Here is a 23,493-nt window from a genome sequence, read left to right as displayed (position 1 = left end):
TCATGGTTGCGCCAACACCCAGGCGTCGGGGGCGAGTTGCGGGGGCCGGTGATCCGGGGCGTCGTACAGCAGGGACAGCCGGCGGCCGTGGTGGGTGGCGCTCTCGGGCTCGGCCACGGCCTTGGCCCGCTCCAGGCGCACCGCTTCGGGGACCTCGGTGTGGTCCGTGCCGTCGACGAGGGCCAGCAGGTCCTGGGCGATGTGCTCGCCGTGTTCGGCGCGGTGCCACAGCACGGTGTGCACACCCGCCTGGACGCACTGGCGCAGCAGCGTGCCGTGGTGGTGCGGTTCGCAGCACACGATCACCGTCCCGGCGTCGCCGTGCACCTCCAGCTGTGCGCGGGCGACCTTGCGGTCGGTGTGCCGGTGGTCGAGGACCAGGCGCTTGGCGTGCGGCAGGGCCGCGGTGCGCTGTTTCCAGCCCGCGTAGCTCTCCCGGGAGCGCTCGGTGGTGCGCACCACCACCCGGCGGGTGATGCCCGGCGCGAACGGCCCGTCCTCGTCGCTGTCGGGCGACTCCCAGGAGTCGACGTCGAGGCCGAGCCAGGCGGACGGCAGGAAGTACTCCACCAGGGCGGTCTCCGGGTCCTCCCTGACCTCGGTGCGCAGCACCCGGCGGATGTCGTCGACGACCTGCTCACTGCCCGCCTCCGCGTCCCGGACCAGGGCGAGACGGTGCGCCTGGCCGTCGGCGAAGGTCCAGATCTGGTACGTGAAGCGGCGTCCCGTGGCGGTGGGCAGCAGCTCCACCTGGACGCGCGGCGGGGCGGCGGAGGGGCGTGCGCCGGAGGTCGCGGGGGCGGCCCCGGGGGTGCGCACCGGTGACCGGGTGGCCTCGACGTCGGCGCGGAACTGGCTGACCGCCGCCTCGTCCACCCCCGACCGGGCGGCCACCCGCTCGACCCAGGCGTCCAGGTCCTCGGCCGGATAGACCTCGCCGGCCGCGCGTTCCTCGACGCCGATCCGCACCACCGCCTGCAGCAGCGGCGGCACCGGCGCGCCGGTCGTGGAGCTGAAGCCCTCCAGCGCGTCCATGGTGTCGGCGAGGCCCGCGACGGCGGGGAGCTCCGGGGCGTGCGGGAGTACGCGTTCCAGCAGGGCCCGGGGGTCCGTGCGCGTGCAGTGGGCCAGCAGGCCGGAGAGGTCGCGGCGCTGGCGGGTGGTCAGATACTCGCCGGGGCGGACCGTATGGGCGGCGCGGCGCAGCCGTTCCCAGTCCTCGCGGGCGCCGTAGTGGCCGGGGCGGGCATGGGGGTCGTACGGGGCGGCGTGGGCGGGGGGTTCGTAGTCCCGTACCAGGTCGAGGAGTTCGGGGATGCCGCGGCGGACGCCCACGGCGAGGCCGACGAGCCGTTCGAGGTCGGCCGCCGGGCCCGCTGAGGGCCTGCCGAGCCGGGCGGCGAGCCGCTGCTCGCAGGCCAGGACCGCCTCGCGCCCCTTGAGGACCCGCTCCAGGGCGGTGAGCAGCTGCTGGACGCCGCGGCGGGCGGTGGGCACCGCCGAGGGCGGCAGCGCGGGGAGTTCGGCCTCGATGGCGGGGACGCTGATGGCGTACATCGTCGCGGACGGCGTCCCGGGGGCGGCGGTCTCCGGCGCGCGGTGCACGGCCGCGACGAGGCCGACGACGGCCTGCCGCTCGCGGTCCCACAGCGGCCCGCCGCTGAACCCCTCGGTGACCTGGGCGCCGCCGAGCACGTCCAGCGCGATCCACGGCGGCGCCGAGACCCGGGGAACCGCGCGGAGCGTGGGCAGCGGATTGCCGCTGGCCCATAACGCGATGGTCTCGCCCGCGTAGTTGTGCTGCAGGAACGGTGCCGGCTCGGCGCCCTGGGGCGGGGCGGCCGCGAGCTCCAGTACGGCGAGGTCGCCGTGGTACGGCAACCGCCCGGGCCGCACGGGGTCGTTGCCGGCCGCCCTGGCCCTGGGCGGCACCCACATCTCCGGTACCACCCGGGCGGTCAGGTCCGTGCCGGCCGCGACATGCGGCAGCCGGAGTGTGACGGTCTCGCTCCGGCCGGGGAGGTCCTGGGTGAAACGCTCCCTGCCCAGTGCGCTGTTGACGACATGGGCGCAGGTCAGGACGAGTCGCTCGGCGACCAGTACGCCCGCGCCGACGGCCTGGTCGCCGTGGCGTACGGAGGCGAAGGACAGCTGGAGCGGGGTGTCCGGGCCCACGCCCGCGATCATGGTGTCGGCCCGCCCGGTTCGCCCGAGTCCCGGCCGAGGTTCCAGGTGGCGGAGACCGTGAAGCTCGCCTCGCCGTTGCCGGAGAACACGCCCAGGCGGAGATCGGATCCGAGGGTGACGCCGAACTCCACCGTGACCTCGTCCGGGCGGTGTTCGCCGCCGGCGATCGAGCGGTGGATCTGGCCGAGGACGCCGCCGAGCGGACGCAGGGCCTCCTCCAGGACCTCCCCGCCGCGGGTCAGCGCACGGCCCATCCGACTGTCCACGCTGACCGGCTGGGCGGAGCCGAAGGCGTCGGGAAGCTCCAGCTCGCCGTCGTCGCCGTCGTCAGGGTGCGCGGACCGGCCCGCGCCCGAAGGTTCCTTGGCGGCCGGCTCTTCGGCCCGCAGCCACACGACGGTCCCGTCATCCAACTTCAGCGCCACGTCCCCCATATCGATCAGTCTGACATGAGGCCCAGGGCCCACGCGCGCACTTTTGCGTCACACTCCGCCCTTCGACACCGGTAGCCACCTGCGAAAAGGGGGTTCCAAAGGGGGCGGCACGGCACATGGCGGGCAGGCGCGTCGCGCCTACTCCGCGAGCAGGACCCTGGCCAACTGGCGCGACTGCGCCACCAGTCGGTCCTCGGAGTCCCAGACCTCCGCGTCCTCCTCCAGGAATCCGCCGGCCATGTTGCGGGTGGTGATGGCCACCCGCAGCGGGCCGGGGGCCGGGCGCCGCCGGATGTGGGTGGTCAGCTCGACGGTGGGGACCCAGCCGGACAGGCCCATCTCGAAGGCGGTGGGCGGCAGCGCGTCGACGGTCAGCAGGAGGGAGAGCGGGTCGGGCTCGCGGCCGTCGGCGAGGCCGAACCAGGCGCGCATCTCGCCCCTGCCGGACGGGGCGCCGACGGCCCAGCCGGCGGTCGCCGGGTCCAGGCGGATGGCGAGTCGGTCGGCGATCGCGGTGCTCCCCGGGATGGCGGGGCGCTCGCCCGGGGCACTGTCGGTGCCCAGGCAGTGCTCGTACGGCGGGATGGCCGGCGGCTTGGCGGTCGTGCGGACGTCGTCGGGCAGCGCACCGAGGTCGCCGTACGAGGCCAGTACCCGCAGCCGCTCGACCTCGCTGCCGTCGTCGGCGAACTGCACGAGGGTGGCGGTGCCGGTCGACATCGTGCGGCCGGTGCGGACCACCTCGGTGCGGATGACGGCGGGGCCCGGGACGGAGGCGGTCAGGTAGTGCGCGGTGACCGAGAGCGGGTCGGGGTGCGGGAGGGCGTCGCCCAGGGCGCGGCCCATGAGGGCGAGGAGGTAGCCGCCGTTGACCGCCTGGATGATCGTCCAGCCGGCGGAGAGGTGGGCGTCATAGACGCCCGGGGCGCGGCGGGTGACCGCCGTGTCGCGGTCGAACTCGCTGTTGCCAAGGGTCACCAGAGCCATGGGTTGCACGCTACACCGGATAGTTACCGACCGGTAGTGTCAGTTTTGACGACCGCACCCGGAAGCCCGCCGCGCGGGCCTGCGATTATGACGCCATGCTTCACGTGCTCTACCTGGTCGGCGTCGCGGCCTTCGCGGCGAGCGGTGTGCTGGCCGCCTACCGCGCCAACATGGACCCCTTCGGCGGCCTGGTGCTCGCCTTCGCCGCCTCCATCTCCGGCGGGACGCTGCGCGACCTCATCCTCAACCGGCAGCCGCTGTACTGGACGCACGACTGGGTGCTGCTGACGGTGATCATCTGTGTCGGCGTCGGCACCATGGCCTATCTGCGCTTCTGGACGCTGCCGCGCAAATCGCTGCTGGTCGTCGATGCGATCGGACTCTCCGTCGTCACGGTGATCGGCGCCCGCGCGGCCATCGAGGCGGGCGCCACCCCGCTCGCCGTGATCATCCTGGCCGTGCTGACCGGCGTCGCCGGCGAGGTCATCCGCGATGTGCTGTGCGGGGAGTTCCCCCCACTGCTGCTGCGCGAGGACGTGTACGCGATCGCCGCGATGGCGGGCGCCTGCTGCCTCCTGCTGCTGCACCAGCTCGGCGTCGGGGCCACCCCCGCCGCGGCGATCTCGGCGGGGGTGGTCTTCGCCCTCCGGATGGGCGCGGTCTACCTGGGCCTGCACCTGCCTCGGCCCCAGCAGCTGCGGCCGAGGCCGGGCCAGAAGGACACCGACTGACCCGGCCCGCGGTGCCTACTTGCCGGGCAGCGCCGGCTTCTTGCCCGTGTACAGCCAGGTGTCGAAGAGATCGTCCAACTGCTGACCCGAGATCTTCTCGGCCAGCGCGATGAACTGCGAGATCTCCGCGTTGCCGTAGCGGTGCTGACGCGTCCAGGTGGGCAGCAGGTTGAAGAACGCCTTGTCGCCGATCCGCTCGCGCAGCGCCTGCAGCGTCATCGCACCGCGGTCGTAGACCGCCCCGTCGAACATGGTGTCCCGCTGCGGGTCGCCGATCTTCACCTTCCAGAAGGGGGAGTCCGCGGGGGTGTCGTGGTAGGCCTTCCGGAAGGCGTCATGGGCGCTCTCGCGGCCCTTGTGCTCCTCCCAGAGCCACTGCGCGTAGCTGGCGAAGCCCTCGTTGAGCCAGATGTTGGGCCAGGTCTTCACCGACACCGAGTCGCCGAACCACTGGTGGGCCAGCTCGTGGACGATGGTCGACTCGTCGCGGACGGCCGAGTAGACGGGCTTGGACTGCACCTCCAGCGAGAAGCCGGCCTTCGGCATGTCGTCGACGATCGCGCCGGTCTCCTCGAAGGGGTACGGGCCGAAGACCTTCGACCAGTAGTCGGTGGCCTCGGCGGTGATGCCGTAGACGTCGACCTTGCCGGCGGGCAGGGTGGGGTCGGTGGCGACGTAGATGGGGATGCCGCCGGGGGTGGTGCCGGTGCGGACGTCGAACTTCCCGATGGTGGCGGTGGCCAGGTACGTCGCCATCGGCTTGGTCTCGCGCCAGTGGAAGTACGAGCGGTCCCCCTTGACCCGCGAGGAGACCAGACGGCCGTTGGAGACGCCGGTCAGCCCCTTGGGGGCGTCGATGCGGATGTCGTAGGTGGCCTTGTCGCTCGGGTGGTCGCTGGAGGGGAACCACGTCGAGGCCGCGTTGGGCTGGCAGGCGACGAAGACGCCGTCCTTGGTCTTCATCCAGCCGTAGTCGGAGCCGAACAGGATGGGGCCGCTGAGCGGCTTCGGTATCCCGCCGTAGGTCACCGTCACGGTGAACCGCTCGCCCTTGCGCAGGCGGGCGGCGGGGGTGACGGTGATCTCGTCCCCGGACCTGGTGAAGGCGGCCTTGCGCCCGTTCACCTTGATCGCGTCGACGGTGAGCTTGTGCAGGTCCAGATCGAAGGTGCGCAGGCTCTGGGTGGCCTTGGCCTTGAGGGTGGTGCGGCCCTCCAGCAGGCCGCTCCGGGGGTCGTAGCTGACGCCGAGGTCGTAATGCAGGGCGTCGTAGCCGCCGTTGCCCAACTGGGGGAAGTACGGGTCGCCGACACCGGGGGCACCGCCCGACGCGCCGGGCGCGGCGGCCGAGACACCGGGCGCGGCGGCGAGGGTGGCGGCCGAGGCGGCCGCGATGGCGAGGGCGAGCAGGCGGGGAGTGCGACGCACGGACTGGGAGAGTGCCATGAGCCGTCCTTTCGAACACGCGAATGGAATCAATCGCGCCAACTCTGCACTCTCCCGGCCGGTTTCGCCTGGGATTTTCCCAAGCCCTCAGGTGTTAATGATCACTTGACGTCTTACCGGCCGCCGCGGCCCCGGCCGGAGCGTTCTCCGGGTGGTGGCAGGCGACTTGATGCCCCGTCCGCAGCGCGACCAACGGCGGCTCGGTGGTGGTGCACACCTCGGTCGCCTTCCAGCAGCGGGTACGGAACCGGCAGCCGGAGGGCGGGTTGATCGGCGAGGGAACGTCGCCCTTGAGCAGGATCCGGTCGCGCTGGGTGCGCCGCTTGGGGTCGGGCACCGGCACGGCGGACAGCAGCGCCTTGGTGTACGGGTGCATCGGCGTCTCGTAGAGCCCCTTGCGGTCGGCCAACTCCACGATCTTGCCGAGGTACATCACCGCGATCCGGTCCGAGACGTGCCGGATGACCGAGAGGTCGTGGGCGATGATGACGTACGTCAGGCCCAGCTCCTCCTGGAGGTCGTCCATGAGGTTGACGACCTGCGCCTGGATCGACACGTCCAGCGCGGAGACCGGCTCGTCGGCGACGACCAGCTTGGGCTTGAGCGCGAGCGCGCGGGCGATGCCGATGCGCTGGCGCTGACCGCCGGAGAACTCGTGCGGATAGCGGTTGTAGTGCTCCGGGCTCAGGCCCACCAGCTCCAGCAGCCGCTGCACCTCCTTCTTCACCCCGCCCTCGGGCTCGACGCCCTGGAGGCGGAAGGGGGTGGAGACGATCCCGCCGATGGTGTGGCGGGGGTTCAGCGACCCGTACGGGTCCTGGAAGATCATCTGCACGTCGCGGCGCATCGGGCGCAGCCTGCCCGTCGACAGATGGGTGATGTCCGTGCCCTGGAACTCGATCGAGCCGCCGGTCGGCTCGTCGAGGCGGGTGATCAGCCGGCCCATCGTCGACTTGCCGCAGCCGGACTCGCCGACGACGCCGAGCGTCTCGCCCGGACGTACGTCGAAGTCGATGCCGTCGACCGCCTGCACCGCCCCGACCTGCCGCTTGAGCAGGCCCTTGGTGATCGGGAAGTGCCGCACCAGACCGCGGACCCTGAGCAGCGGCTCGGCCTCGGCGGAGCCCTCCGCGGTCCCGGCCGGGTTCTCGGTCCCCTTCTGGAGCGGGATCTTGTTGTTCTGGTCGTCAGTCGTCTCGGTCACAGCTTCGGCGCAATCTCTTCGGTCCAGATACGCTCCCGCTCCTCCGGCGCCATGTGGCAGGCGGAGAAGTGCCCGCCGCCGGCCTCGCGCAGTTCGGGGCGGACCGTACGGGTGAGGTTGTCCTTGGGCACATCCGCGTACGGGCAGCGGGGGTTGAAGGCACAGCCGGACGGGACGTTGATCAGGCTGGGCGGGGAGCCCTTGACCGGGATCAGCCGCTCGGTCTGGTCGCGGTCGATGCGCGGCATGGAGCCGAGCAGGCCCCAGGTGTAGGGGTGCTGCGGCTCGTAGAAGACCTTCTCGGCCGGGCCGCGCTCGACGCACCGCCCGCCGTACATCACCAGCAGGTCGTCGGCCAGTTCGGCGACCACTCCGAGGTCGTGGGTGATGATGATGACCGCCGAGCCGAACTCCTTCTGCAGATCGCGGATCAGGTCCAGGATCTGCGCCTGGACGGTGACGTCCAGGGCGGTGGTCGGCTCGTCCGCGATCAGCAGCTCGGGGTTGTTGACCAGCGCCATCGCGATCATGGCGCGCTGGCGCATACCGCCGGAGAACTGGTGCGGATGGTCGTCCACGCGCTTGTCGGGCTGCGGGATGCCCACCCGGTCGAGCATCTCGATCGCCCGCTTGCGCGCGGTCTTCTTGTCGACGTCGTTGTGGACCCGGTAGGCCTCCATGATCTGCTTGCCGACCGAGTAGAAGGGGTGCAGCGCGGACAGCGGATCCTGGAAGATCATCGCCATCTCGCGGCCGCGCAGCCGGCGCACCTCGTCGGGGTCGGCGGAGACCAGCTCCTTGCCGTCCAGCCAGATCTCGCCGGACATCCGCACCCGGCTGCGCTGCTGGCGCGAGGCGCGGTGCAGGCCCATCACGGCGAGCGAGGTCACCGACTTCCCGGAGCCGGACTCGCCGACGATGCCGAGCGTCTTGCCCTTCTCCAGGCTGAAGGTCAGCCCGTCGACGGACTTCACCAGGCCGTCGTCGGTGGGGAAGTGGACCTTGAGGTCCCGCACCTGGAGGAAGGCCGCCGGCGGCGGTCCCGGCTCGGTGGCGGCCGCGGCCGGCTCGGCCGCGGCGCTCTGGGGCTTCTCTACGGTCTTGTCCTCGGAGGAGTCGGTCACGAGAGCCTCACCCGCGGGTCGACGGCGGCGTACAGAACGTCCACCACCAAGTTGCATATGACGATGAAGAACGCGGCGAGCAGGGTGACGCCGAGGATGTTCGGCAGGTCGTTGGCGTTGATCGCCTCGACCGCGAAGGCGCCGACTCCCTTGAGCGAGAAGACCTGTTCGGTGATGAGCGCACCACCGAGGAGCAGGCCCAGGTCCATGCCGAAGACCGTGATGATCGGGGTGAGCGCGGCCCGCAGACCGTGCCGTACGACCACCTTGCGCTCGCGCAGGCCCTTGGCGCGGGCCGTACGGATGTAGTCCTCGCTCAGCGTCTCCAGCATGCCGGCCCGGGTGAGCCGGGCGTAGAGCGCGGAGTAGAGGAAGGCCAGGGTGACCCAGGGCAGGACCAGGGTCCGGGCCCACAGGAACGGGTCCTCCAGCAGCGGTACGTAGTCGCTGCGTTCGAAGATCGGCCACTGGTAGGTGAACAGGGCCAGCGCCAGGGCACCGGTGAAGAACATCGGGAGGGAGACGCCGGCCAGCGCGACGCCCATCGCCATCCGGTCGAAGAACGAGCCGGGGCGCAGCGCGGAGAGCACGCCGGTGGCGACACCCGAGACGACCCACAGCACGGCCGCGCCGGCGGCCAGCGAGAGCGTCACCGGGAGCCGGGACTGGATCTCCGGCCACACCTCGATGTGGGTCTTGAAGGAGTAGCCGAAGCACGGCACATGGCACTTGGCCGCTTCCGGACCGAACTTGTAGTCGACGCCGACGAAGATGCCCTTGAGGAAGTCCCAGTACTGCTCGTACACCGGCTTGTCCAGGCCGAGGTTCTTCTTGACCGCGGCGATGTCCGCGGGCGTGGGGGCCTTTCCGATGTACTGCTGGGCAAGCTGGTCGGTGCTCTGCCCGGCCAGCTTCGGCAGCAGGAAGAAGATGCCGAAAGTGACCGCGCTGACGATCAGCAGCAGGATCACTGCGCTGATCAACCTGCGGATGATGTACGAGAACACGGGGATGCGGCCTCGGCGCCGCGGGCCGGCCGGAACCGGCCCGCGGACACCAATGCCTTCACCTGCCTTCCAGGGCTGCTACTTCTTGACGCCGATGTTGAGGTAGTCGTACTGACCGCTGAAGGCCGAGGTGGACACCAGGTTGGTGGCCTTGGGCGAGCGGTACATCAGGACCTTGAAGTAGGTGAGCGGGACCATCGCCGCCTGCTCCATCGTCTTCTTGTCGATCTCGGCGTACGCCTTCTCGCGGGCCGCCTTGTCGGTGTTGGCGATGGCGGAGTCGAGCAGCTTGTTGATCTCCGGGTCGTCCAGCTGGGACAGGTTGGTGTTACCGGACTTGCTGATCGCCTTGCCGTTGAGGATCTGCTGCAGGTAGCCGTAGCCGGTCGGGAAGTCCGAGCCCCACTGCATCATGATCAGGCCGACGTTGTTCTTCTTGTTGAACTCCGGCACACCGGCGTAGTCCGAGAAGTACTTGCTGGTCGGGTACGACTGGATCTTGGCCGTGACGCCGATCTTCTTCAGCGACTCGATGACCGAGGTGGCCGCGTCGACCTCGTCCTGGCGGTCGTTGCGGGCCAGGATCGTGGTGCTGGTCTTGCCGGCGCCGCACTTGTCCCAGTGCTTCTTGGCCTCGGTCAGGTCCAGCTTGTCGTTGTTGTACTTCTGCGGGTACAGGTCGTACTTCTGGTAGCCGTCGATGTCGGTCGGCAGGACCGTGGAGGCCAGCTCACCGCGGATCGGGCCGCCGAGCGAGGTCTGCACGGCCTTCTTGTCGATGGCGTACTCGACGGCCTTGCGGCACTCCAGGTTGTCGAACGGCTTCACCTTGGTGTTGATCGCCGTGTAGATCAGGCGCTGGCCGAGCGCGTTGTCGGTGTTGGCCTTCTCCTTGGAGTCCGTCAGGAGCTGGGCCTGCGTCTGGCCGTCCACACCGCGGCCGGCCAGGTCGACGAGGGTGTTGCCGGACTGGAGGTCCTTGTCGATGGTCGACTGGGCGACCTTCAGCTTCAGGACGATCTTGTCGGGCAGCTGCTTGCGCAGCTTGTCGGTCGTCGCCGACCACTGCGGGTTGCGCACGAGGGTGAGCTGCTTGCCCTCCTCGTAGCTCTGGAACTTGTACGAGCCGGTGGACAGCACGGACTTGGTGTAGTCCGCGCCCTTGTCCTTGGCCTGCGGGACCGGAGCCGTCTGCGGGGCGCTGACCAGGTAGTCGAACTCGGCGAACGCCTTCTTGAGGTGGAAGACGATCGTGTGGTCGTCCGGGGTCTCGATGGACTTGAGCCCTTCCTTGCTCTTGTCCTTGTAGGGCCCCTTGTAGCCGCCCTCGTTGTCCTTGAGGAACTGCTGGAAGTAGTTCGGGCCCAGCGAGAGGGTGTCGCGCGCGAAGTTGGAGCGCTCGACCGCGTACTTGACGTCCTGCGCGGTGACCGCGGAGCCGTCCTCGTACTTCACGCCCTTGCGGATCTTGTACGTCCAGGTCTTGCCGCCGTCGCTGGGCTTGCCCATCTCCTCGGCGAGGTCCGGGACCAGCTCGTTGCCCTTCGTGCCGGGGCCCGGCTTGAAGGTGGTCAGCGGGCGCGCGTAGAGCCGGCTGAAGTTGTAGATGAAGGCGTAGTAGGTGTTGCCCGGGTCGAACGACTCGGGGGCGTCGCTCATCGCGTAGTTGATCGTGCCACCCTTCGCGTCCGAGGCGTTGACCACGCCCTTGGTGGCGGCGTTCGCCTCGGACGAGCCGTCCGAGGAGCCCTTGCCTCCGCTGCAGCCGGCCAGCAAAAGGCCCGCACTGGTGATGGCCGCTATCGCCGCGACCGGAACTGACCTTCGCATGATGGTCCGTGTCCCCTTCGTTCGTCGAGAAACTTCACACTCAAAAACTTCACTGGAGGTGGAGATTTGTGGGCGCCGGCGCCCGGCGGAGCCGTCAGCGGCTGCGCGGGTCCAGCGCGTCCCTCAGGCCGTCACCGAGCAGGTTGAACGCGAGCACGGTGACGAAGATCGCGAGGCCGGGGACGATCATGTACTGGGGGTCGACCTCGTAGTACTTGACGGCCTGGTTGAGCATGCCGCCCCAGGACGCCTGGGGCGGCTGGATGCCGACGCCCAGGAAGCTCAGGGCCGCCTCGAAGAGGATGTTGGAGGGGATCAGCAGCGTCGAGTAGACGATGATCGGACCCACCAGGTTGGGCAGCAACTCCCGGAAGAGGATGAAAGGCCCGCGCGCACCCATACCGCGGGCGGCGTCCACGAATTCGCGCTCGCGCAGCGACAGCGTCTGCGCGCGCACGATCCGCCCCATATACGGCCAGTTGAAAAAGCCGATCACGAAGATCAGCACCGAGATGTGCAGCGGCAGGCCCTCCAGGCCGAAGGCGCCGCCCTGCAGCGAGGCGGAGATCGCGATGGCGAACAGCAGCAGCGGGAAGGCCAGGAAGACGTCCATCATCCGGCTGATGAAGGCGTCCACCCGTCCGCGGTAGAAGCCGGCGACCACACCCAGCACGGTGCCGATGGCGACCGACAGCAGCGTCGCGCCGAACGCCACGATCAGCGACACCCAGGAGCCCTCCAGGATCCGGGCGAGCAGATCGCGGCCGAACTTCGGGTCCACGCCGAGCGGGTGGTCCCCGCTCATCCCGCCGAACTCCCCCTTGGGAAGCGTGGTGTTGGGGTCGATCAGCGACTGGTTGGGGGAGTTGGGGTCCAGGCCGAGCAGGGCCTGGAGGGGGCGGGAGAGCGCGGCGACGACGACGAGCAGGATGACAACGATGGCACCCGCCACCGCGACCTTGTCCCGCCGGAAACGCAGCCATGCGATCTGGCCGAGCGAGCGCCCTTCGATGCGCTTGCCCTCCACGCCTTTCAGCACCGCTTCCGGCTGCGCCTCGGCAGCCGCCCCGGTGGTCTCGATCGGTGCGGTCACGGTGACCTTGACCCCTCTCGGCCGACGGTTCGGCCGGCCCCTGCCCGCCGCAAGAGCGGCCTGATTCACATCACTGGTGCACTTCGGTGCAAGTACTGCGGGTATCGCGGAAGTTCAGACAGTGGAACTCGGAGATTCACTCGACGCCGTACGGGATGACACTCGATGACGCTCGCACAAAGGGCCGAGGCCCTCGGTGTTTTCCGGAAGCTTCATCCGCTTCACGATCAGTCACCAGCCCTGACCGGGAAAGGATGCGCAACTGTGATGTGCTCCACGACATTCCGTTATACGGACTCACGTTCGGGCTGAGCGGAGTGAATATCCACGAAAGTGGGCCCCAACCGTGGGGAATACGGGGCGAATTCACCCCGGAAGAGACGCCTCGGCGACACGCTCCGTCACCGGAGGGTGTCGCCGAGGGAGTGCGTTCCGGCCAGCCGGCGGGCGGGTCAGTAGGGGCGCGGGTAGCCGTAGCCGTACGAGGGCGCGGGGGCCGGCTGGCCCGGCGGCTGGGCGTAGCCGTCGCGGTCGAAGAAGGGCCGCGCACTGGCCCGCATCCACATCGCGACCGGGTCGTAGTCGTCGTTCATCGCGACCGTGGAGACCGGCAAACCGTCCGGAACCGCGCCGATCGACTGCTGGATCATCAACCGGGCCGAATCCACCGCTTGTTGGCCGGTGTCGTACAGATCCAGCCCGACCGCCAGATACGGGGCACCGAGCGCGGGCTGCACCCAGGCCCGACGCAACGACCGCACGGCGGGGGTACGGTGGGCGTTCTGGGCCAGCAGGGCGTAGAACTGCGGGATGTCGATGACCGGCTCGGAGATCCGCAGCGGTCCGGCCGGCAGCCGGTCGAGGCCACCGGCGATGCGGCGCAGGTCCAGCCAGGGGATGCCGACACCGCCACCGGGGGCGTGCGGGTTCAACCACAGGCCCCAGCGGTCCGGGAAGAGCGCGCCGGCGATCTCCAGGCCGCCGACGACCTCGTGGTCGCGGTTCCAGCCGGAGGCGGCGAGTTCGGGTGCCGAGGTCACGCACGGCGCGTAGCCGAGGCCGTCGACCTCCATGTTCCCGTACTGCGCGTCGGGGGAGCCGGCCCGGCCGTGCCACAGCAGCATCCAGACCTGGCCCGCGGCGAGCGCCTGCAGCAGCGCCTCATAGGCGTCGTAACGGCCGGGCGAGACCTGCTGGAGCAGCTGCTCCAGCGCTCCGGCCGCCGGCGGCCCCTGATGCGCACCCGCGCTCACGTGGTCCGTCCCTTCATCTCGGCAGGGCACGTGTGGGTGCGCCCGCGCGTCATCCAACCAGCTTACGAGTGGTCGCGAGAGTAGAAGGGCCGCACGCGCTCCAGCATCCAGTCGGCGACCGGGTCGCCGTGGGCGAGATCGAGCATCACCAGCTGCACCGGCCAGGGCACCGGGACCGTGCCGAGCGCACGTCCCAGGGCCGACAGGGCCATCTCGCGGGCGGTGCCGTCGTGCAGCGCGGCGGGGTCCACCGCGATCTGAACACCGACGAACAGTGTGGGCGTGTCGCCCTCGACACTAGCCAGGGCACGCCGGGCAGTCAGGACAATTCCGGCACCGGAGAACTCCAGTCCGGCGGCGGCCAGGAAGTCCACCGGCTCCTCCTGCCAGTCCGGCTCGAAGAGCCGCACCCGCCCGCCGCTCGGCAGCCCCTCGGCCTCATGGCGCCCCATCCGGCACAGCTGGGCCACGGCGGGCGGCGGCAGCGGCACACCGACCACGCCGTCCGGATTGACCGCGATCCCGATCCGCGGCGGCAGCCCGCGGGCGAACTCCCCGGCCGGCGCGACGGTGAAGGACATATGCGAGCCGACCACCCGCAGGAACTCCTGCTCGGAGCTGTAGACCGGGACATGGGGCAGCCCGCCGATCTCGACGGTGGGCAGGTCCAGGCCGCGGGTGCCCAGGCCCGCGCTGTCCGGGCCGCCACCGTTGGGCAGCGGCACCCACACCCGGCTGCGGCCCAGGACCTCGACGATCCGGCCGCCGGCGCCCGGATGCCCGACCGACGCGGCGAGCACCTCTTCGAGCTCGTTCGCCGGCCACGCCAGCTGCGGTATCCCCTGCTCCGGAAGACTCATCTGTTCCCACCCGTTCCGACCACGCACATCGACCAACGACACTAGGGTCTGTTCGATGGGCCAGGGCCGGGCCCATCGAACAGACCCTAGACGAGAAAAACCGGAGACGGTTCATACGGGGGCGGGGTACGGCACACCCGGAAGCGGCAGTCCGCTCAGTGGAAACCGACCGTCTTCAGTGCGCTCGCCGCCCGCCGGTCCAGCAGCACCACCGAGCTGAACCCCTTCGGCGGCCCGGCCGCCTCCGCCGCGCCGACCAGCCGGCCCACCGCCCTGCGGTGCCGCGCGAAGGCGTACCCCGACACCCCGCGCCCGCGCGCCTCCTGGCCGGACCGCGCCACCTCCGGCGGCACGTCGAGCAGCACCAGATGCAGCCCGCGTCCGCCGCGCACCGCCGACCGGGCGACCCAGCGCCGCACCCACGCCAGCGTCCCGCAGTCGTGCACCACCACGCTGTCGCCCGACCGCAGCGCCCGGCCCAGCGCCAGATAGTGCGCGGCCCGCACCAGCGGGCGGTACAGGCCGTACGGCAGCCGGCGCAGCCTGCCGCGCTCCCAGCGCTCTCGGACGTCCTGCGAATCGATGCGGTGCACCACGGGGCCGCGGCCGCCCGGCGGCGGCAGCACCCGATGCATCAGGGTGCTCTTGCCGCTGCCCGGCAGCCCGGAGACCACCACCAGGTCACCGGCGGCGAACCGCAGCTCGGCGGTGCCGCGGGCCCGCCTCCGGCCGCGCAGGTCCCGCACCCGCGCACCGCGCCCCGGCCGGACGACGGACCGCGCCGCGCGCCGGGCCGGCGACGCGGCGGATGCCGCCACCGGCGCGCCCGGGGGCACGACCCCTGAAGTGGCCGCGAATGCCGCTTCCCTCTGCACCGTGATCGCCCTCCCCGTCCAGTTCCGGTCCGAGTCCGTCCCTTACCCGCAGAGTGTCAAGAAAAGGTAATGCCCATCAAGGCGATTGTCCGATCTGTCGGCGTGGCGGGCCCGGTCCTGGACGGGGCGGCGACCAGGGCTCCTCGATCCGGCGATCCCGTGTAATGATGTGGCCGCCACGTGCACGGCTCAGCTCATCCGTGCACCGCCAACTCCATACCGGCCGCTTGAATCCGCGCGGGAGAGTCCCCGGCCGCCACGGCGGGGCGCCGAAGGAGCAAGTCCTCCCTTGAATCTCTCAGGCCCCTATACCGCGCGGGCGAGGCAGATCTGAAAAGCGAGCCACTGCCCGGTTGCCGGGGCGGCTCCACCCAAGGTGCAAACCGGGTCCGTTCGCGGGATCCCGGTGAACCTCTCAGGTTCCGATGACAGATGGGGAGAACGTCTTGTCACCCATGCCTGGGAGCCCAGAACCATGACAGATGCCCCCCGCCGCACCGCGCTGGACGCCACCCATCGCGCGCTCGGCGCGACCATGACCGACTTCGCCGGCTGGGACATGCCGCTGCGCTACGGCAGCGAGCGCGACGAACACGTCGCCGTCCGCACCCGCGCCGGTCTCTTCGACCTCTCCCACATGGGCGAGATCACCGTCACCGGCCCGCAGGCCGCCGACCTCCTCGACTACGCGCTGGTCGGCAACATCGGCGGCGTCAAGCCCGGCCGCGCCCGCTACACCATGATCTGCGAGGACGGCGGCGGCATCCTGGACGACCTGATCGTCTACCGGCTCGAAGACCAGGGGTCCCAGAAGTTCCTCGTCGTCGCCAACGCCTCCAACGCCCAGGTGGTGCTGGACGCGCTGACCGCGCGGGCGGGCGGCTTCGACGCCGCGATCCGCGACGACCGGGACGCCTACGCGCTGCTCGCCGTGCAGGGACCGGAGTCCCCGGGGATCCTCAAGTCGCTGACCGACGCCGATCTGGACGGTCTGAAGTACTACGCCGGTCTGCCCGGCACGGTCGCCGGCGTCGACGCGCTGATCGCCCGTACGGGATACACCGGCGAGGACGGCTTCGAGCTGTTCGTGCGGCCGGCGGACGCGGTGGCCCTGTGGGAGGCGCTGGCCGCGGCCGGCAAGGACGCCGGCCTGGTGCCCTGCGGTCTGTCCTGCCGGGACACGCTGCGCCTGGAGGCGGGCATGCCGCTGTACGGGCACGAGCTGACCACCGCCACCACGCCGTTCGACGCGGGCCTGGGCCGGGTCGTGAAGTTCGAGAAGACCACCAACGACGGCGACTTCGTGGGCCGCGCCGCGCTGGCGGCGGCCGCCGAGCGCGCCGAGACCGACCCGCCGCGCAAGCTGGTCGGCCTGATCGCCGAGGGCCGCCGGGTGCCGCGCGCCGGATACCCCGTCGTCGCGGCCGACGGCACGGTCATCGGCGAGGTCACCTCTGGGGCCCCCTCCCCCACCCTCGGCAAGCCGATCGCCATCGCCTACGTCGACGCGGCCTACGCCACCCCGGGCACCGAGGGTGTCCGCGTGGACATCCGTGGAAGCCATGAGCCGTACGAGGTCACCGCGCTGCCGTTCTACAAGCGGCAGAAGTAACGGTTCGCCGGCGGCAGCCCCGGAAGTGGGGCGCGCCCGCGTGTCTCACTGTGCAAGACGCCCCCCGGACTTCGCCGTCCGGTAGGCGCCCCCATTCACGATCACACCCTCGCGTACAGGAGAATCGAGCCATGGACAACCCCCAGCAGCTGCGTTACAGCAAGGAGCACGAGTGGCTGACGGACGCCGTGGAGGGCGTCTCGACGGTCGGTATCACCGAGCACGCGGCCAACGCGCTCGGCGATGTGGTCTTCGTGGAGCTTCCCGCGGTCGGCTCGACGGTCACGGCGGGCGAGTCCTGCGGTGAGCTGGAGTCGACCAAGTCCGTCAGCGATCTCTACTCGCCCGTGGACGGCGAGATCGTCGAGATCAACGAGGATGTCGTCGGCGACCCCTCGCTGGTGAACTCCGCCCCGTTCGAGGGCGGTTGGCTGTTCAAGGTGAAGGTCGGCGGTGAGCCCGAGGACCTGCTCTCGGCCGACGAGTACACCGCCTTCGCCGCCGGCTGATCCCGGACCCCTCTCCCCAGGAAGACTCATGTCGCTTCTCAACAGCTCCCTGCACGAGCTCGACCCCGACGTCGCCGCCGCCGTCGACGCCGAGCTGCACCGCCAGCAGTCCACCCTCGAAATGATCGCCTCGGAGAACTTCGCCCCCGTCGCCGTCATGGAGGCCCAGGGCTCCGTCCTCACCAACAAGTACGCCGAGGGCTACCCCGGCCGCCGCTACTACGGCGGCTGCGAACACGTCGACGTCGTCGAGCAGATCGCCATCGACCGCATCAAGGCGCTCTTCGGCGCCGAGGCCGCCAACGTCCAGCCGCACTCCGGCGCACAGGCCAACGCCGCCGCCATGTTCGCCCTGATCAAGCCGGGCGACACCATCCTGGGCCTCAACCTCGCCCACGGCGGTCACCTGACCCACGGCATGAAGATCAACTTCAGCGGCAAGCTCTACAACGTGGTGCCCTACCACGTCGACGAGAAGACCAACCTCGTCGACATGGAAGAGGTCGAGCGCCTCGCCAAGGAGCACCGCCCCAAGCTGATCGTCGCCGGCTGGTCGGCCTACCCCCGCCAGCTCGACTTCGCCGCCTTCCGCCGGATCGCCGACGAGGTCGGCGCCTACCTCATGGTCGACATGGCGCACTTCGCCGGCCTGGTCGCCGCCGGACTGCACCCCAACCCGGTCCCGCACGCCCACGTCGTGACCACCACCACCCACAAGACCCTCGGCGGCCCCCGCGGCGGCGTCATCCTGTCCACCCAGGAACTCGCCAAGAAGATCAACTCCGCGGTCTTCCCCGGCCAGCAGGGCGGCCCGCTGGAGCACGTCATCGCGGCCAAGGCGGTCTCCTTCAAGGTCGCCGCCTCCGAGGACTTCAAGGAGCGCCAGCAGCGCACCCTCGAAGGCGCCAAGATCCTCGCCGAGCGCCTCGTCCAGGACGACGTCGCCCAGCACGGCGTCTCCGTCCTGTCCGGCGGCACCGACGTCCACCTCGTCCTGGTCGACCTGCGTGACTCCGAGCTCGACGGGCAGCAGGCCGAGGACCGCCTCCACGAGGTCGGCATCACCGTCAACCGCAACGCGATCCCGAACGACCCCCGCCCGCCGATGGTCACCTCCGGCCTGCGCATCGGCACCCCGGCCCTGGCCACCCGCGGCTTTACGGCGGAGGACTTCCGCGAGGTCGCCGACATCATCGCCGAGGCCCTCAAGCCCGCCTACGACGCCGAAGCCCTCAAGGCCCGGGTCACGGCGCTCGCCGACAAGTACCCGCTGTACCCGTCGCTGTGACGCGTCTCATGCGGTGATCCTCCGCCCGCCGGTCACCGGCGGGGCGGAGGCCGAACGGGCCGTGAGCCCGGGGCCGTTGGTCCCGGGCTCACCGTCTGAGTACCGGTTCTCCTCCCCCCTTTCGCGAAATCACGAGGAAAATCCGGTGATTGGCGAGAAATAAGGTGGCCCCCGGCAAATGGCAGGGCCCCTCGACCGTGAAGGGGGCACTTCTCGACGGCAGGACGGACGACACATCCCATGGACATGAGCGCGGGCGAGCGCAAGGGGCTCAGTCTCTTCGCCCTCATCATGATCGGCATAGGCTCGATCTTCGGCTCCGGCTGGCTCTTCGGCGCCGGTGCCGCCGCCCAGGTGGCGGGCCCCGCGGCACTGGTCGCATGGGTGATCGGCGCCGTCTTCATCGGCATGATCGCGATGTCCTACGCGGAGGTCGGCTCGGCCTACCCGATCCCCGGCGGGATGGCCCGCTACGGCCATCTCTCCCACGGGCCGGCGCTCGGCTTCCTCACCGGCTGGGCCGTGTGGATCGCGGTCGCCTCGCTCATCCCGATCGAGTCGATCGCCGCCACCCAGTACATGACGTCCTGGGGCTTCGAGTGGGCGAAGGGGCTGGTCGACCCGGACACCCACCAGCTCACCCTCTCCGGCATCTGCACGGCGCTGGCCCTGACCGTCGCCCTCTGGCTGACCTGCTTCTGGTCGGTCCAGCTGCTGGCCCGCGCCAACACCGTGCTCACCCTGGTCAAGTTCGCCATCCCGGTGCTCGCCGTCCTGGCCCTGATCGGCTCGGGCTTCCACACCTCGAACTTCACCTCGCAGGGCGGGTTCGCCCCGTACGGCTGGCCGGCCGTGCTCACCGCCGTCACCACCTGCGGCGTGATCTTCGCCTTCAACGGCTTCCAGGCCGTGGTCAACCTCGGCGGGGCCGCCAAGAACCCGGGCCGGGCCATCCCGATCGCCCTGGTCGGCGCGCTCACGCTGGGCCTGGTGATCTATCTGGCGCTGCAGACCGCCTACCTCGGCTCCGTACCGCCCGAGCAGCTTCAGCGGGCCGGCGGCTGGCAGGGCGTGAACCTCAACTCGCCGTTCGCCGACCTCGCCAAGCTGCTGATGCTGCACTGGGTGGTCACGCTGCTGCAGTTCGGCGCCTTCATCTCGCCGGCCGGCTCCAACATCGCCAATGTCGCCTCGGCCGCGTACATGGTCACCAATCTCGCCGAGACCGGCTTCTTCCCCAGGAAGCTGGCGGCCGTGCACCCGCGCTACGGCACCGCGCGCCCCGCGATGTGGCTCAACCTCGGCTTCTCCGTCCTGCTGCTGCTCACCGTCGGCCGCAGCTGGCAGGCGCTGGCCGGAGTGGTCTCGGCGGCCATGGTCATCTCGTATCTCATCGGCCCGATCGCGGTGGGCGTGCTGCGGCGGACCCAGCCGGACCTGCCGCGCCCCTTCCGGCTCCCCGCCGCCGGGTTCCTGTGCCCGCTCACCTTCACCTTCGCCGCCTGCGCCCTGTACTGGTCGAAGTGGCCGAACACCGGCAAGGTCGCCGTGCTGACGCTGGTGTCCGTGCCGATCGCGGTGCTGGTGCTGCGGCGCAAGGGCGACGTCGAGAGGGGCCGCGAAGCGTCGACCAAGGGTGGTGGCGGGCGAGGGACCGGCCTGGTCCGGCAGTTCGCCCCGGCCTGGTGGATGATCGTCTTCCTGGTCTGGACGGCCGCGCTGTCGGCGCTGGGCAGCCCGGACTTCGGCGGCCATGGCATCATCCCCGGCGGGCTGGACATCGCCCTGGTCGCGCTCTCGGCCCCGGCCTTCTATTTCTGGGCCGTACGCGCCGGAGTCGACGCGCGGAGGGCGGGCCTGACCGGCTCGCACTCCGGCTCCGTATCCGTTCCGAAACCCACTGTTACGCCCGAGGACGAACGCCCGATGGTCTCCGTCTGACGGCACCGCGCCGGGTCCGGGTTACGCTCGACAAACGGCGCAGAAACGTACCTCCTGCCCCATTGCTCCACCGTCCACCACGAGCAGACAAGGGAGTCCGCCACCGTGGCCATCTCCGTCTTCGACCTCTTCTCCATCGGCATCGGCCCCTCCAGCTCCCACACCGTCGGCCCCATGCGCGCCGCCCGGATGTTCGTCGGACGCCTCAAGAAGGACGGTCTGCTCGCCCAGACGGTCAAGGTACGCGCCGAACTCTTCGGCTCCCTGGGCGCCACCGGCCACGGCCACGGCACCCCCAAAGCCGTCCTCCTCGGCCTGGAGGGCCACTCCCCCCGCAGCGTGGATGTGGAGAGTGCCGACGACGAGGTGGAGCGCATCCGCACCACCAAGCGGCTGCGGCTGCTGGGCGCCGAGATAGGCACCGCCCACGAGATCGACTTCGACGAGTCGACCGAACTGATCCTGCACCGCCGCCGGGCCCTGCCGTACCACGCCAACGGCATGACCCTCTTCGCCTACGACAACGCCGGCACCCCCCTGCTGGAGAAGACGTACTACTCCGTCGGCGGCGGCTTCGTCGTGGACGAGGACGCGGTCGGCGAGGACCGCATCAAGCTCGACGACACCGTGCTGAAGTACCCCTTCCGCACCGGCGACGAACTCCTGCGCCTGTCCCAGGAGACCGGCCTGTCCATCTCCGCGCTGATGCTGGAGAACGAGAAGGCCTGGCGCACCGAGGAAGAGATCCGCACCGGACTGCTGGAGATCTGGCAGGTCATGCAGGCCTGCGTGACCCGCGGCATGTCCCGCGAAGGCATCCTGCCCGGCGGCCTGAAGGTCCGCCGCCGCGCCGCCACCGCCGCCCGCGCCCTGCGCGCCGAAGGCGACGCCCCGGCCCACGCCATGGAGTGGGTCACCCTCTACGCCATGGCCGTCAACGAGGAGAACGCCGCCGGCGGCCGGGTCGTGACCGCCCCCACCAACGGCGCCGCCGGCATCATCCCCGCCGTCCTGCACTACTACCTCAACTTCGTCCCCGGCGCCGACGAGGACGGCATCGTCCGCTTCCTGCTCGCCGCCGGCGCCATCGGCATGCTCTTCAAGGAGAACGCCTCCATCTCCGGCGCCGAGGTCGGCTGCCAGGGCGAGGTCGGCTCCGCCTGCTCCATGGCCGCCGGCGGCCTCGCCGAGGTCCTCGGCGGCTCGGTGGAACAGGTGGAGAACGCCGCCGAGATCGGCATGGAACACAACCTCGGCCTGACCTGCGACCCCGTCGGCGGCCTCGTCCAGATCCCCTGCATCGAGCGCAACGGCATGGCCTCGGTCAAGGCCGTCACCGCCGCCCGCATGGCCCTGCGAGGCGACGGCCGCCACCACGTCTCCCTCGACAAGGTCATCAAGACCATGAAGGACACCGGCGCCGACATGAGCGTCAAGTACAAGGAGACGGCGCGGGGCGGGCTGGCGGTGAACATCATCGAGTGCTGAGGTTGTCGGCCCTGACCAGCGCGTTTGCTTCTTTCGGCGCTGGTCAGGGCCTTATGTGGCCGATGCCTGCACGGAGGCCGGGCACGGATAGCGATCACTCAATAACAAGAGTTTTGTTAAAGTAGGCCCATGGCCACCTCCTCCGCTCCCGGCGAAGGCCCCGTCCGTCCGGTCTCCGTCTCCCTCCACGAAGGCACCATCGCCGCCCTCAAGGCACGTACCGGCAAGCGAGGCATGTCCGCCTACGTCGAAGCTCTCATCCAGCGCCAGCTGGAGCGGGACCGGCTGCGCGAACTCATCGAAGACGCCGAAGCCGAACACGGCCCGGTGGACCAGGCAGCGGTCGAGACCAAGCGGGCCATCCTGCGCGGTGAAACGGCCGGCTCGGCGGACGACGCGTGAGCGGGACGCTCGTCCTGGACTGCGAGGGGTTGTCCAAACTCGTACGACGCTCCCCTGAACTCACCGAGTGGCTGGCTGCGGCCGAGTCCGAGGACATCCGCGTGGCCACCAGTTCCGTCACGCTGGTCGAAGCACGCGATCCCAAGACCAACCAGGCCCGCTTCGACTACGCCGTTTCCCGCGTGAACATCGTCCCGCCCACCGAAGCCATCGCCCGCCACGCCAGCAAACTCCTCGCCGCTGCCGGCCTGCACGGCCACAAGTACGCCCTCGACGCCGTCGTGGCCGCCACCGCACTCGCCTCGCCCGCCCCCGTGACCGTCCTGACGTCGGACCCCGAGGACCTCCTCATGCTGTGCGCCGCCGGCGTCCGCATCATCAAGGTCTGACCCTGCGAGGCTGCGGCTCGACGGAACGCGGGCCCTGCGTGTGGAGCGCGCCGCGCACAGCCCGCAGCCCGTCTTCGTCCCACCCTTCGGCCACGGCCCAGACGGTAGCGCGCCACCGAGGACGTACGACGCCGGGACCCATCGGCTTCCCGCCGCCCGACTCCGTACGCAGGCGCCGGCCTCACCCGGCGCCTGCGGGGTGGACTGTCGTTCCGCTCAGCGGCGCCGCTTGCGGCCGCTCTTGCCTGCGGGGCGCCTGGGCTTCCGGGCGCGGCCGAGGCGTGCGCCAGGGGGCTGCCGCAGCTCGAAGCACGCGTCGAAGGCGCGCCGTTCCCGGGGCGTCGCCGGACAACGCCGAGGGAGTGCCGAGCGGGTCCACCCCGACGAGGCGGCGGACCCGCTCGCCGTAGACGGCGCCGACCGCGTCGGTCAGGGCGCCGCCACCGTCCGGTGCTACGTCGACCGGCGCGACTGGTGGGAGCCGCTCAGGACACCCCGCACCGACGCCGCGGCGTAAGCGGCTACAGCATGCTCGATCGCGAGCACGAGGCCGTACTCGACGCCTGTGAGGCGGCGGGCATCGCCTTCCTGCCCTGGCGGCCGGTCCACCCCTCGACGACCTCGGCGGCCGGCGAGATCGCCGCCGTGGCGGCCGAACTCGGCGCCACGGCGGCACAGGTCTCGCTCGCCTGGCTGCTAGACCGCTCGCCGGTCGTGCTGCCGATCCCCGGCACCGGCTCGATCGCCCACCTGGAGGAGAACACCGCCGCCGCGGACCTGGGGATGACCAAGGATCAGTGGCAGCGGCTCGACCGGCTCCAGGAGAGCTGAGG

The 23,493-nt window shown here is 70.5% G+C and carries 20 protein-coding genes, 1 pseudogene and 1 riboswitch; of the genes and pseudogenes, 9 read left to right on the top strand and 12 right to left on the bottom strand.

Features of this window, described 5'->3' with window-relative positions:
* The 3 genes from WAB15_RS28530 to WAB15_RS28520 all read right to left on the bottom strand — a co-directional run bounded on the left by WAB15_RS28530 (position 1) and on the right by WAB15_RS28520 (position 3,608).
* The gene (locus tag WAB15_RS28530) at positions 1-2,175 is read right to left on the bottom strand and encodes a trypsin-like peptidase domain-containing protein (RefSeq protein WP_399147078.1); all 2,175 of its coding nucleotides are present in this window, start codon (positions 2,173-2,175) and stop codon (positions 1-3) included.
* An 8-nt stretch (positions 2,176-2,183) separates the two neighbouring features.
* On the bottom strand, positions 2,184-2,621 hold the full coding sequence (locus tag WAB15_RS28525) for a CU044_2847 family protein (RefSeq protein WP_399147077.1): 438 nt from the start codon (positions 2,619-2,621) through the stop codon (positions 2,184-2,186).
* 138 nt (positions 2,622-2,759) lie between these two features.
* Entirely contained in the window at positions 2,760-3,608 is an 849-nt protein-coding gene (locus WAB15_RS28520; protein WP_399147076.1) for a thioesterase family protein, read from the bottom strand.
* Positions 3,609-3,703: 95 nt separating this feature from the next.
* Here WAB15_RS28520 and WAB15_RS28515 point away from each other — a divergent pair, with 95 nt between their 5' ends.
* Positions 3,704-4,339: a trimeric intracellular cation channel family protein gene (locus tag WAB15_RS28515; RefSeq protein ID WP_399147075.1), complete on the top strand. Its 636-nt coding sequence runs from the start codon at positions 3,704-3,706 to the stop codon at positions 4,337-4,339.
* A 15-nt stretch (positions 4,340-4,354) separates the two neighbouring features.
* On the opposite strand, the gene WAB15_RS28510 is transcribed toward WAB15_RS28515, so the two are convergent.
* The 9 genes from WAB15_RS28510 to WAB15_RS28470 form a co-directional block, all read right to left on the bottom strand.
* Positions 4,355-5,785, bottom strand: coding sequence for a M1 family metallopeptidase (locus WAB15_RS28510; RefSeq protein WP_399147074.1), 1,431 nt, complete (start codon positions 5,783-5,785; stop codon positions 4,355-4,357).
* A 94-nt stretch (positions 5,786-5,879) separates the two neighbouring features.
* Entirely contained in the window at positions 5,880-6,989 is a 1,110-nt protein-coding gene (locus tag WAB15_RS28505; protein ID WP_407287977.1) for an ABC transporter ATP-binding protein, read from the bottom strand.
* A complete protein-coding gene (locus WAB15_RS28500) occupies positions 6,986-8,113 on the bottom strand; it encodes an ABC transporter ATP-binding protein (RefSeq protein ID WP_399147072.1) in 1,128 nt (375 codons plus the stop codon). Before WAB15_RS28500 ends, WAB15_RS28505 begins: the two co-directional genes overlap by 4 nt.
* On the bottom strand, positions 8,110-9,120 hold the full coding sequence (locus WAB15_RS28495; RefSeq protein ID WP_384431879.1) for an ABC transporter permease: 1,011 nt from the start codon (positions 9,118-9,120) through the stop codon (positions 8,110-8,112). The genes WAB15_RS28500 and WAB15_RS28495 overlap by 4 nt, the downstream gene beginning before the upstream one ends.
* Positions 9,121-9,198: 78 nt before the next feature.
* On the bottom strand, positions 9,199-10,950 hold the full coding sequence (locus tag WAB15_RS28490) for an ABC transporter substrate-binding protein (RefSeq protein ID WP_407287976.1): 1,752 nt from the start codon (positions 10,948-10,950) through the stop codon (positions 9,199-9,201).
* Positions 10,951-11,044: 94 nt separating this feature from the next.
* Entirely contained in the window at positions 11,045-12,043 is a 999-nt protein-coding gene (locus tag WAB15_RS28485) for an ABC transporter permease (RefSeq protein WP_393497904.1), read from the bottom strand.
* Between the two features lie 452 nt (positions 12,044-12,495).
* Positions 12,496-13,296, bottom strand: a complete 801-nt coding sequence (locus tag WAB15_RS28480; protein WP_399147070.1) for an enhanced serine sensitivity protein SseB C-terminal domain-containing protein — start codon at positions 13,294-13,296, stop codon at positions 12,496-12,498.
* A gap of 62 nt (positions 13,297-13,358) precedes the next feature.
* The gene (locus WAB15_RS28475; RefSeq protein ID WP_407287975.1) at positions 13,359-14,156 is read right to left on the bottom strand and encodes an enhanced serine sensitivity protein SseB; all 798 of its coding nucleotides are present in this window, start codon (positions 14,154-14,156) and stop codon (positions 13,359-13,361) included.
* Between the two features lie 155 nt (positions 14,157-14,311).
* Entirely contained in the window at positions 14,312-15,037 is a 726-nt protein-coding gene (locus tag WAB15_RS28470; RefSeq protein ID WP_407289315.1) for an AAA family ATPase, read from the bottom strand.
* A 222-nt stretch (positions 15,038-15,259) separates the two neighbouring features.
* A riboswitch (glycine riboswitch) is annotated at positions 15,260-15,355 on the top strand.
* A gap of 151 nt (positions 15,356-15,506) precedes the next feature.
* On the opposite strand from WAB15_RS28470, the gene gcvT reads away from it, so the two are divergent.
* The 8 genes and pseudogenes from gcvT to WAB15_RS28430 form a co-directional block, all read left to right on the top strand.
* Positions 15,507-16,643, top strand: a complete 1,137-nt coding sequence (gene gcvT / locus WAB15_RS28465; protein ID WP_407287974.1) for a glycine cleavage system aminomethyltransferase GcvT — start codon at positions 15,507-15,509, stop codon at positions 16,641-16,643.
* A 131-nt stretch (positions 16,644-16,774) separates the two neighbouring features.
* Positions 16,775-17,152: a glycine cleavage system protein GcvH gene (gene gcvH / locus WAB15_RS28460; protein WP_399147067.1), complete on the top strand. Its 378-nt coding sequence runs from the start codon at positions 16,775-16,777 to the stop codon at positions 17,150-17,152.
* Positions 17,153-17,180: 28 nt separating this feature from the next.
* Positions 17,181-18,440, top strand: coding sequence for a serine hydroxymethyltransferase (gene glyA, locus WAB15_RS28455; RefSeq protein ID WP_407287973.1), 1,260 nt, complete (start codon positions 17,181-17,183; stop codon positions 18,438-18,440).
* A gap of 240 nt (positions 18,441-18,680) precedes the next feature.
* The gene (locus tag WAB15_RS28450) at positions 18,681-20,381 is read left to right on the top strand and encodes an APC family permease (RefSeq protein WP_407287972.1); all 1,701 of its coding nucleotides are present in this window, start codon (positions 18,681-18,683) and stop codon (positions 20,379-20,381) included.
* 105 nt (positions 20,382-20,486) lie between these two features.
* Positions 20,487-21,869 (top strand): L-serine ammonia-lyase, encoded by a 1,383-nt coding sequence (locus tag WAB15_RS28445; RefSeq protein WP_399147064.1) that lies wholly within the window; start codon positions 20,487-20,489, stop codon positions 21,867-21,869.
* Positions 21,870-21,998: 129 nt separating this feature from the next.
* Positions 21,999-22,271: a hypothetical protein gene (locus tag WAB15_RS28440; RefSeq protein WP_407287971.1), complete on the top strand. Its 273-nt coding sequence runs from the start codon at positions 21,999-22,001 to the stop codon at positions 22,269-22,271.
* A complete protein-coding gene (locus WAB15_RS28435; protein WP_407287970.1) occupies positions 22,268-22,660 on the top strand; it encodes a type II toxin-antitoxin system VapC family toxin in 393 nt (130 codons plus the stop codon). The genes WAB15_RS28440 and WAB15_RS28435 overlap by 4 nt, the downstream gene beginning before the upstream one ends.
* Positions 22,661-23,182: 522 nt before the next feature.
* Positions 23,183-23,491: pseudogene (locus tag WAB15_RS28430) on the top strand (aldo/keto reductase); the annotation flags it as partial.
* Positions 23,492-23,493: the final 2 nt, after the last annotated feature.

This window comes from Streptomyces sirii, from assembly GCF_045690365.1.
Classification (GTDB): Bacteria; Actinomycetota; Actinomycetes; order Streptomycetales; family Streptomycetaceae; genus Streptomyces; species Streptomyces sirii.
This window is presented reverse-complemented; position numbering and strand designations above follow the sequence as displayed.

Excerpts from the sequence above, each read along its gene's own strand:
- WAB15_RS28510 (WP_399147074.1), bottom strand. The coding sequence starts at position 5,785 with ATGGCACTCTCCCAGTCCGTGCGTCGCACTCCCCGCCTGCTCGCCCTC.
- gcvT (WP_407287974.1), top strand. The coding sequence starts at position 15,507 with ATGACAGATGCCCCCCGCCGCACCGCGCTGGACGCCACCCATCGCGCG.
- gcvH (WP_399147067.1), top strand. The coding sequence starts at position 16,775 with ATGGACAACCCCCAGCAGCTGCGTTACAGCAAGGAGCACGAGTGGCTG.
- WAB15_RS28525 (WP_399147077.1), bottom strand. The coding sequence starts at position 2,621 with ATGGGGGACGTGGCGCTGAAGTTGGATGACGGGACCGTCGTGTGGCTG.
- WAB15_RS28450 (WP_407287972.1), top strand. The coding sequence starts at position 18,681 with ATGGACATGAGCGCGGGCGAGCGCAAGGGGCTCAGTCTCTTCGCCCTC.
- WAB15_RS28515 (WP_399147075.1), top strand. The coding sequence starts at position 3,704 with ATGCTTCACGTGCTCTACCTGGTCGGCGTCGCGGCCTTCGCGGCGAGC.
- WAB15_RS28520 (WP_399147076.1), bottom strand. The coding sequence starts at position 3,608 with ATGGCTCTGGTGACCCTTGGCAACAGCGAGTTCGACCGCGACACGGCG.
- WAB15_RS28440 (WP_407287971.1), top strand. The coding sequence starts at position 21,999 with ATGGCCACCTCCTCCGCTCCCGGCGAAGGCCCCGTCCGTCCGGTCTCC.
- WAB15_RS28490 (WP_407287976.1), bottom strand. The coding sequence starts at position 10,950 with ATGCGAAGGTCAGTTCCGGTCGCGGCGATAGCGGCCATCACCAGTGCG.
- glyA (WP_407287973.1), top strand. The coding sequence starts at position 17,181 with ATGTCGCTTCTCAACAGCTCCCTGCACGAGCTCGACCCCGACGTCGCC.
- WAB15_RS28475 (WP_407287975.1), bottom strand. The coding sequence starts at position 14,156 with ATGAGTCTTCCGGAGCAGGGGATACCGCAGCTGGCGTGGCCGGCGAAC.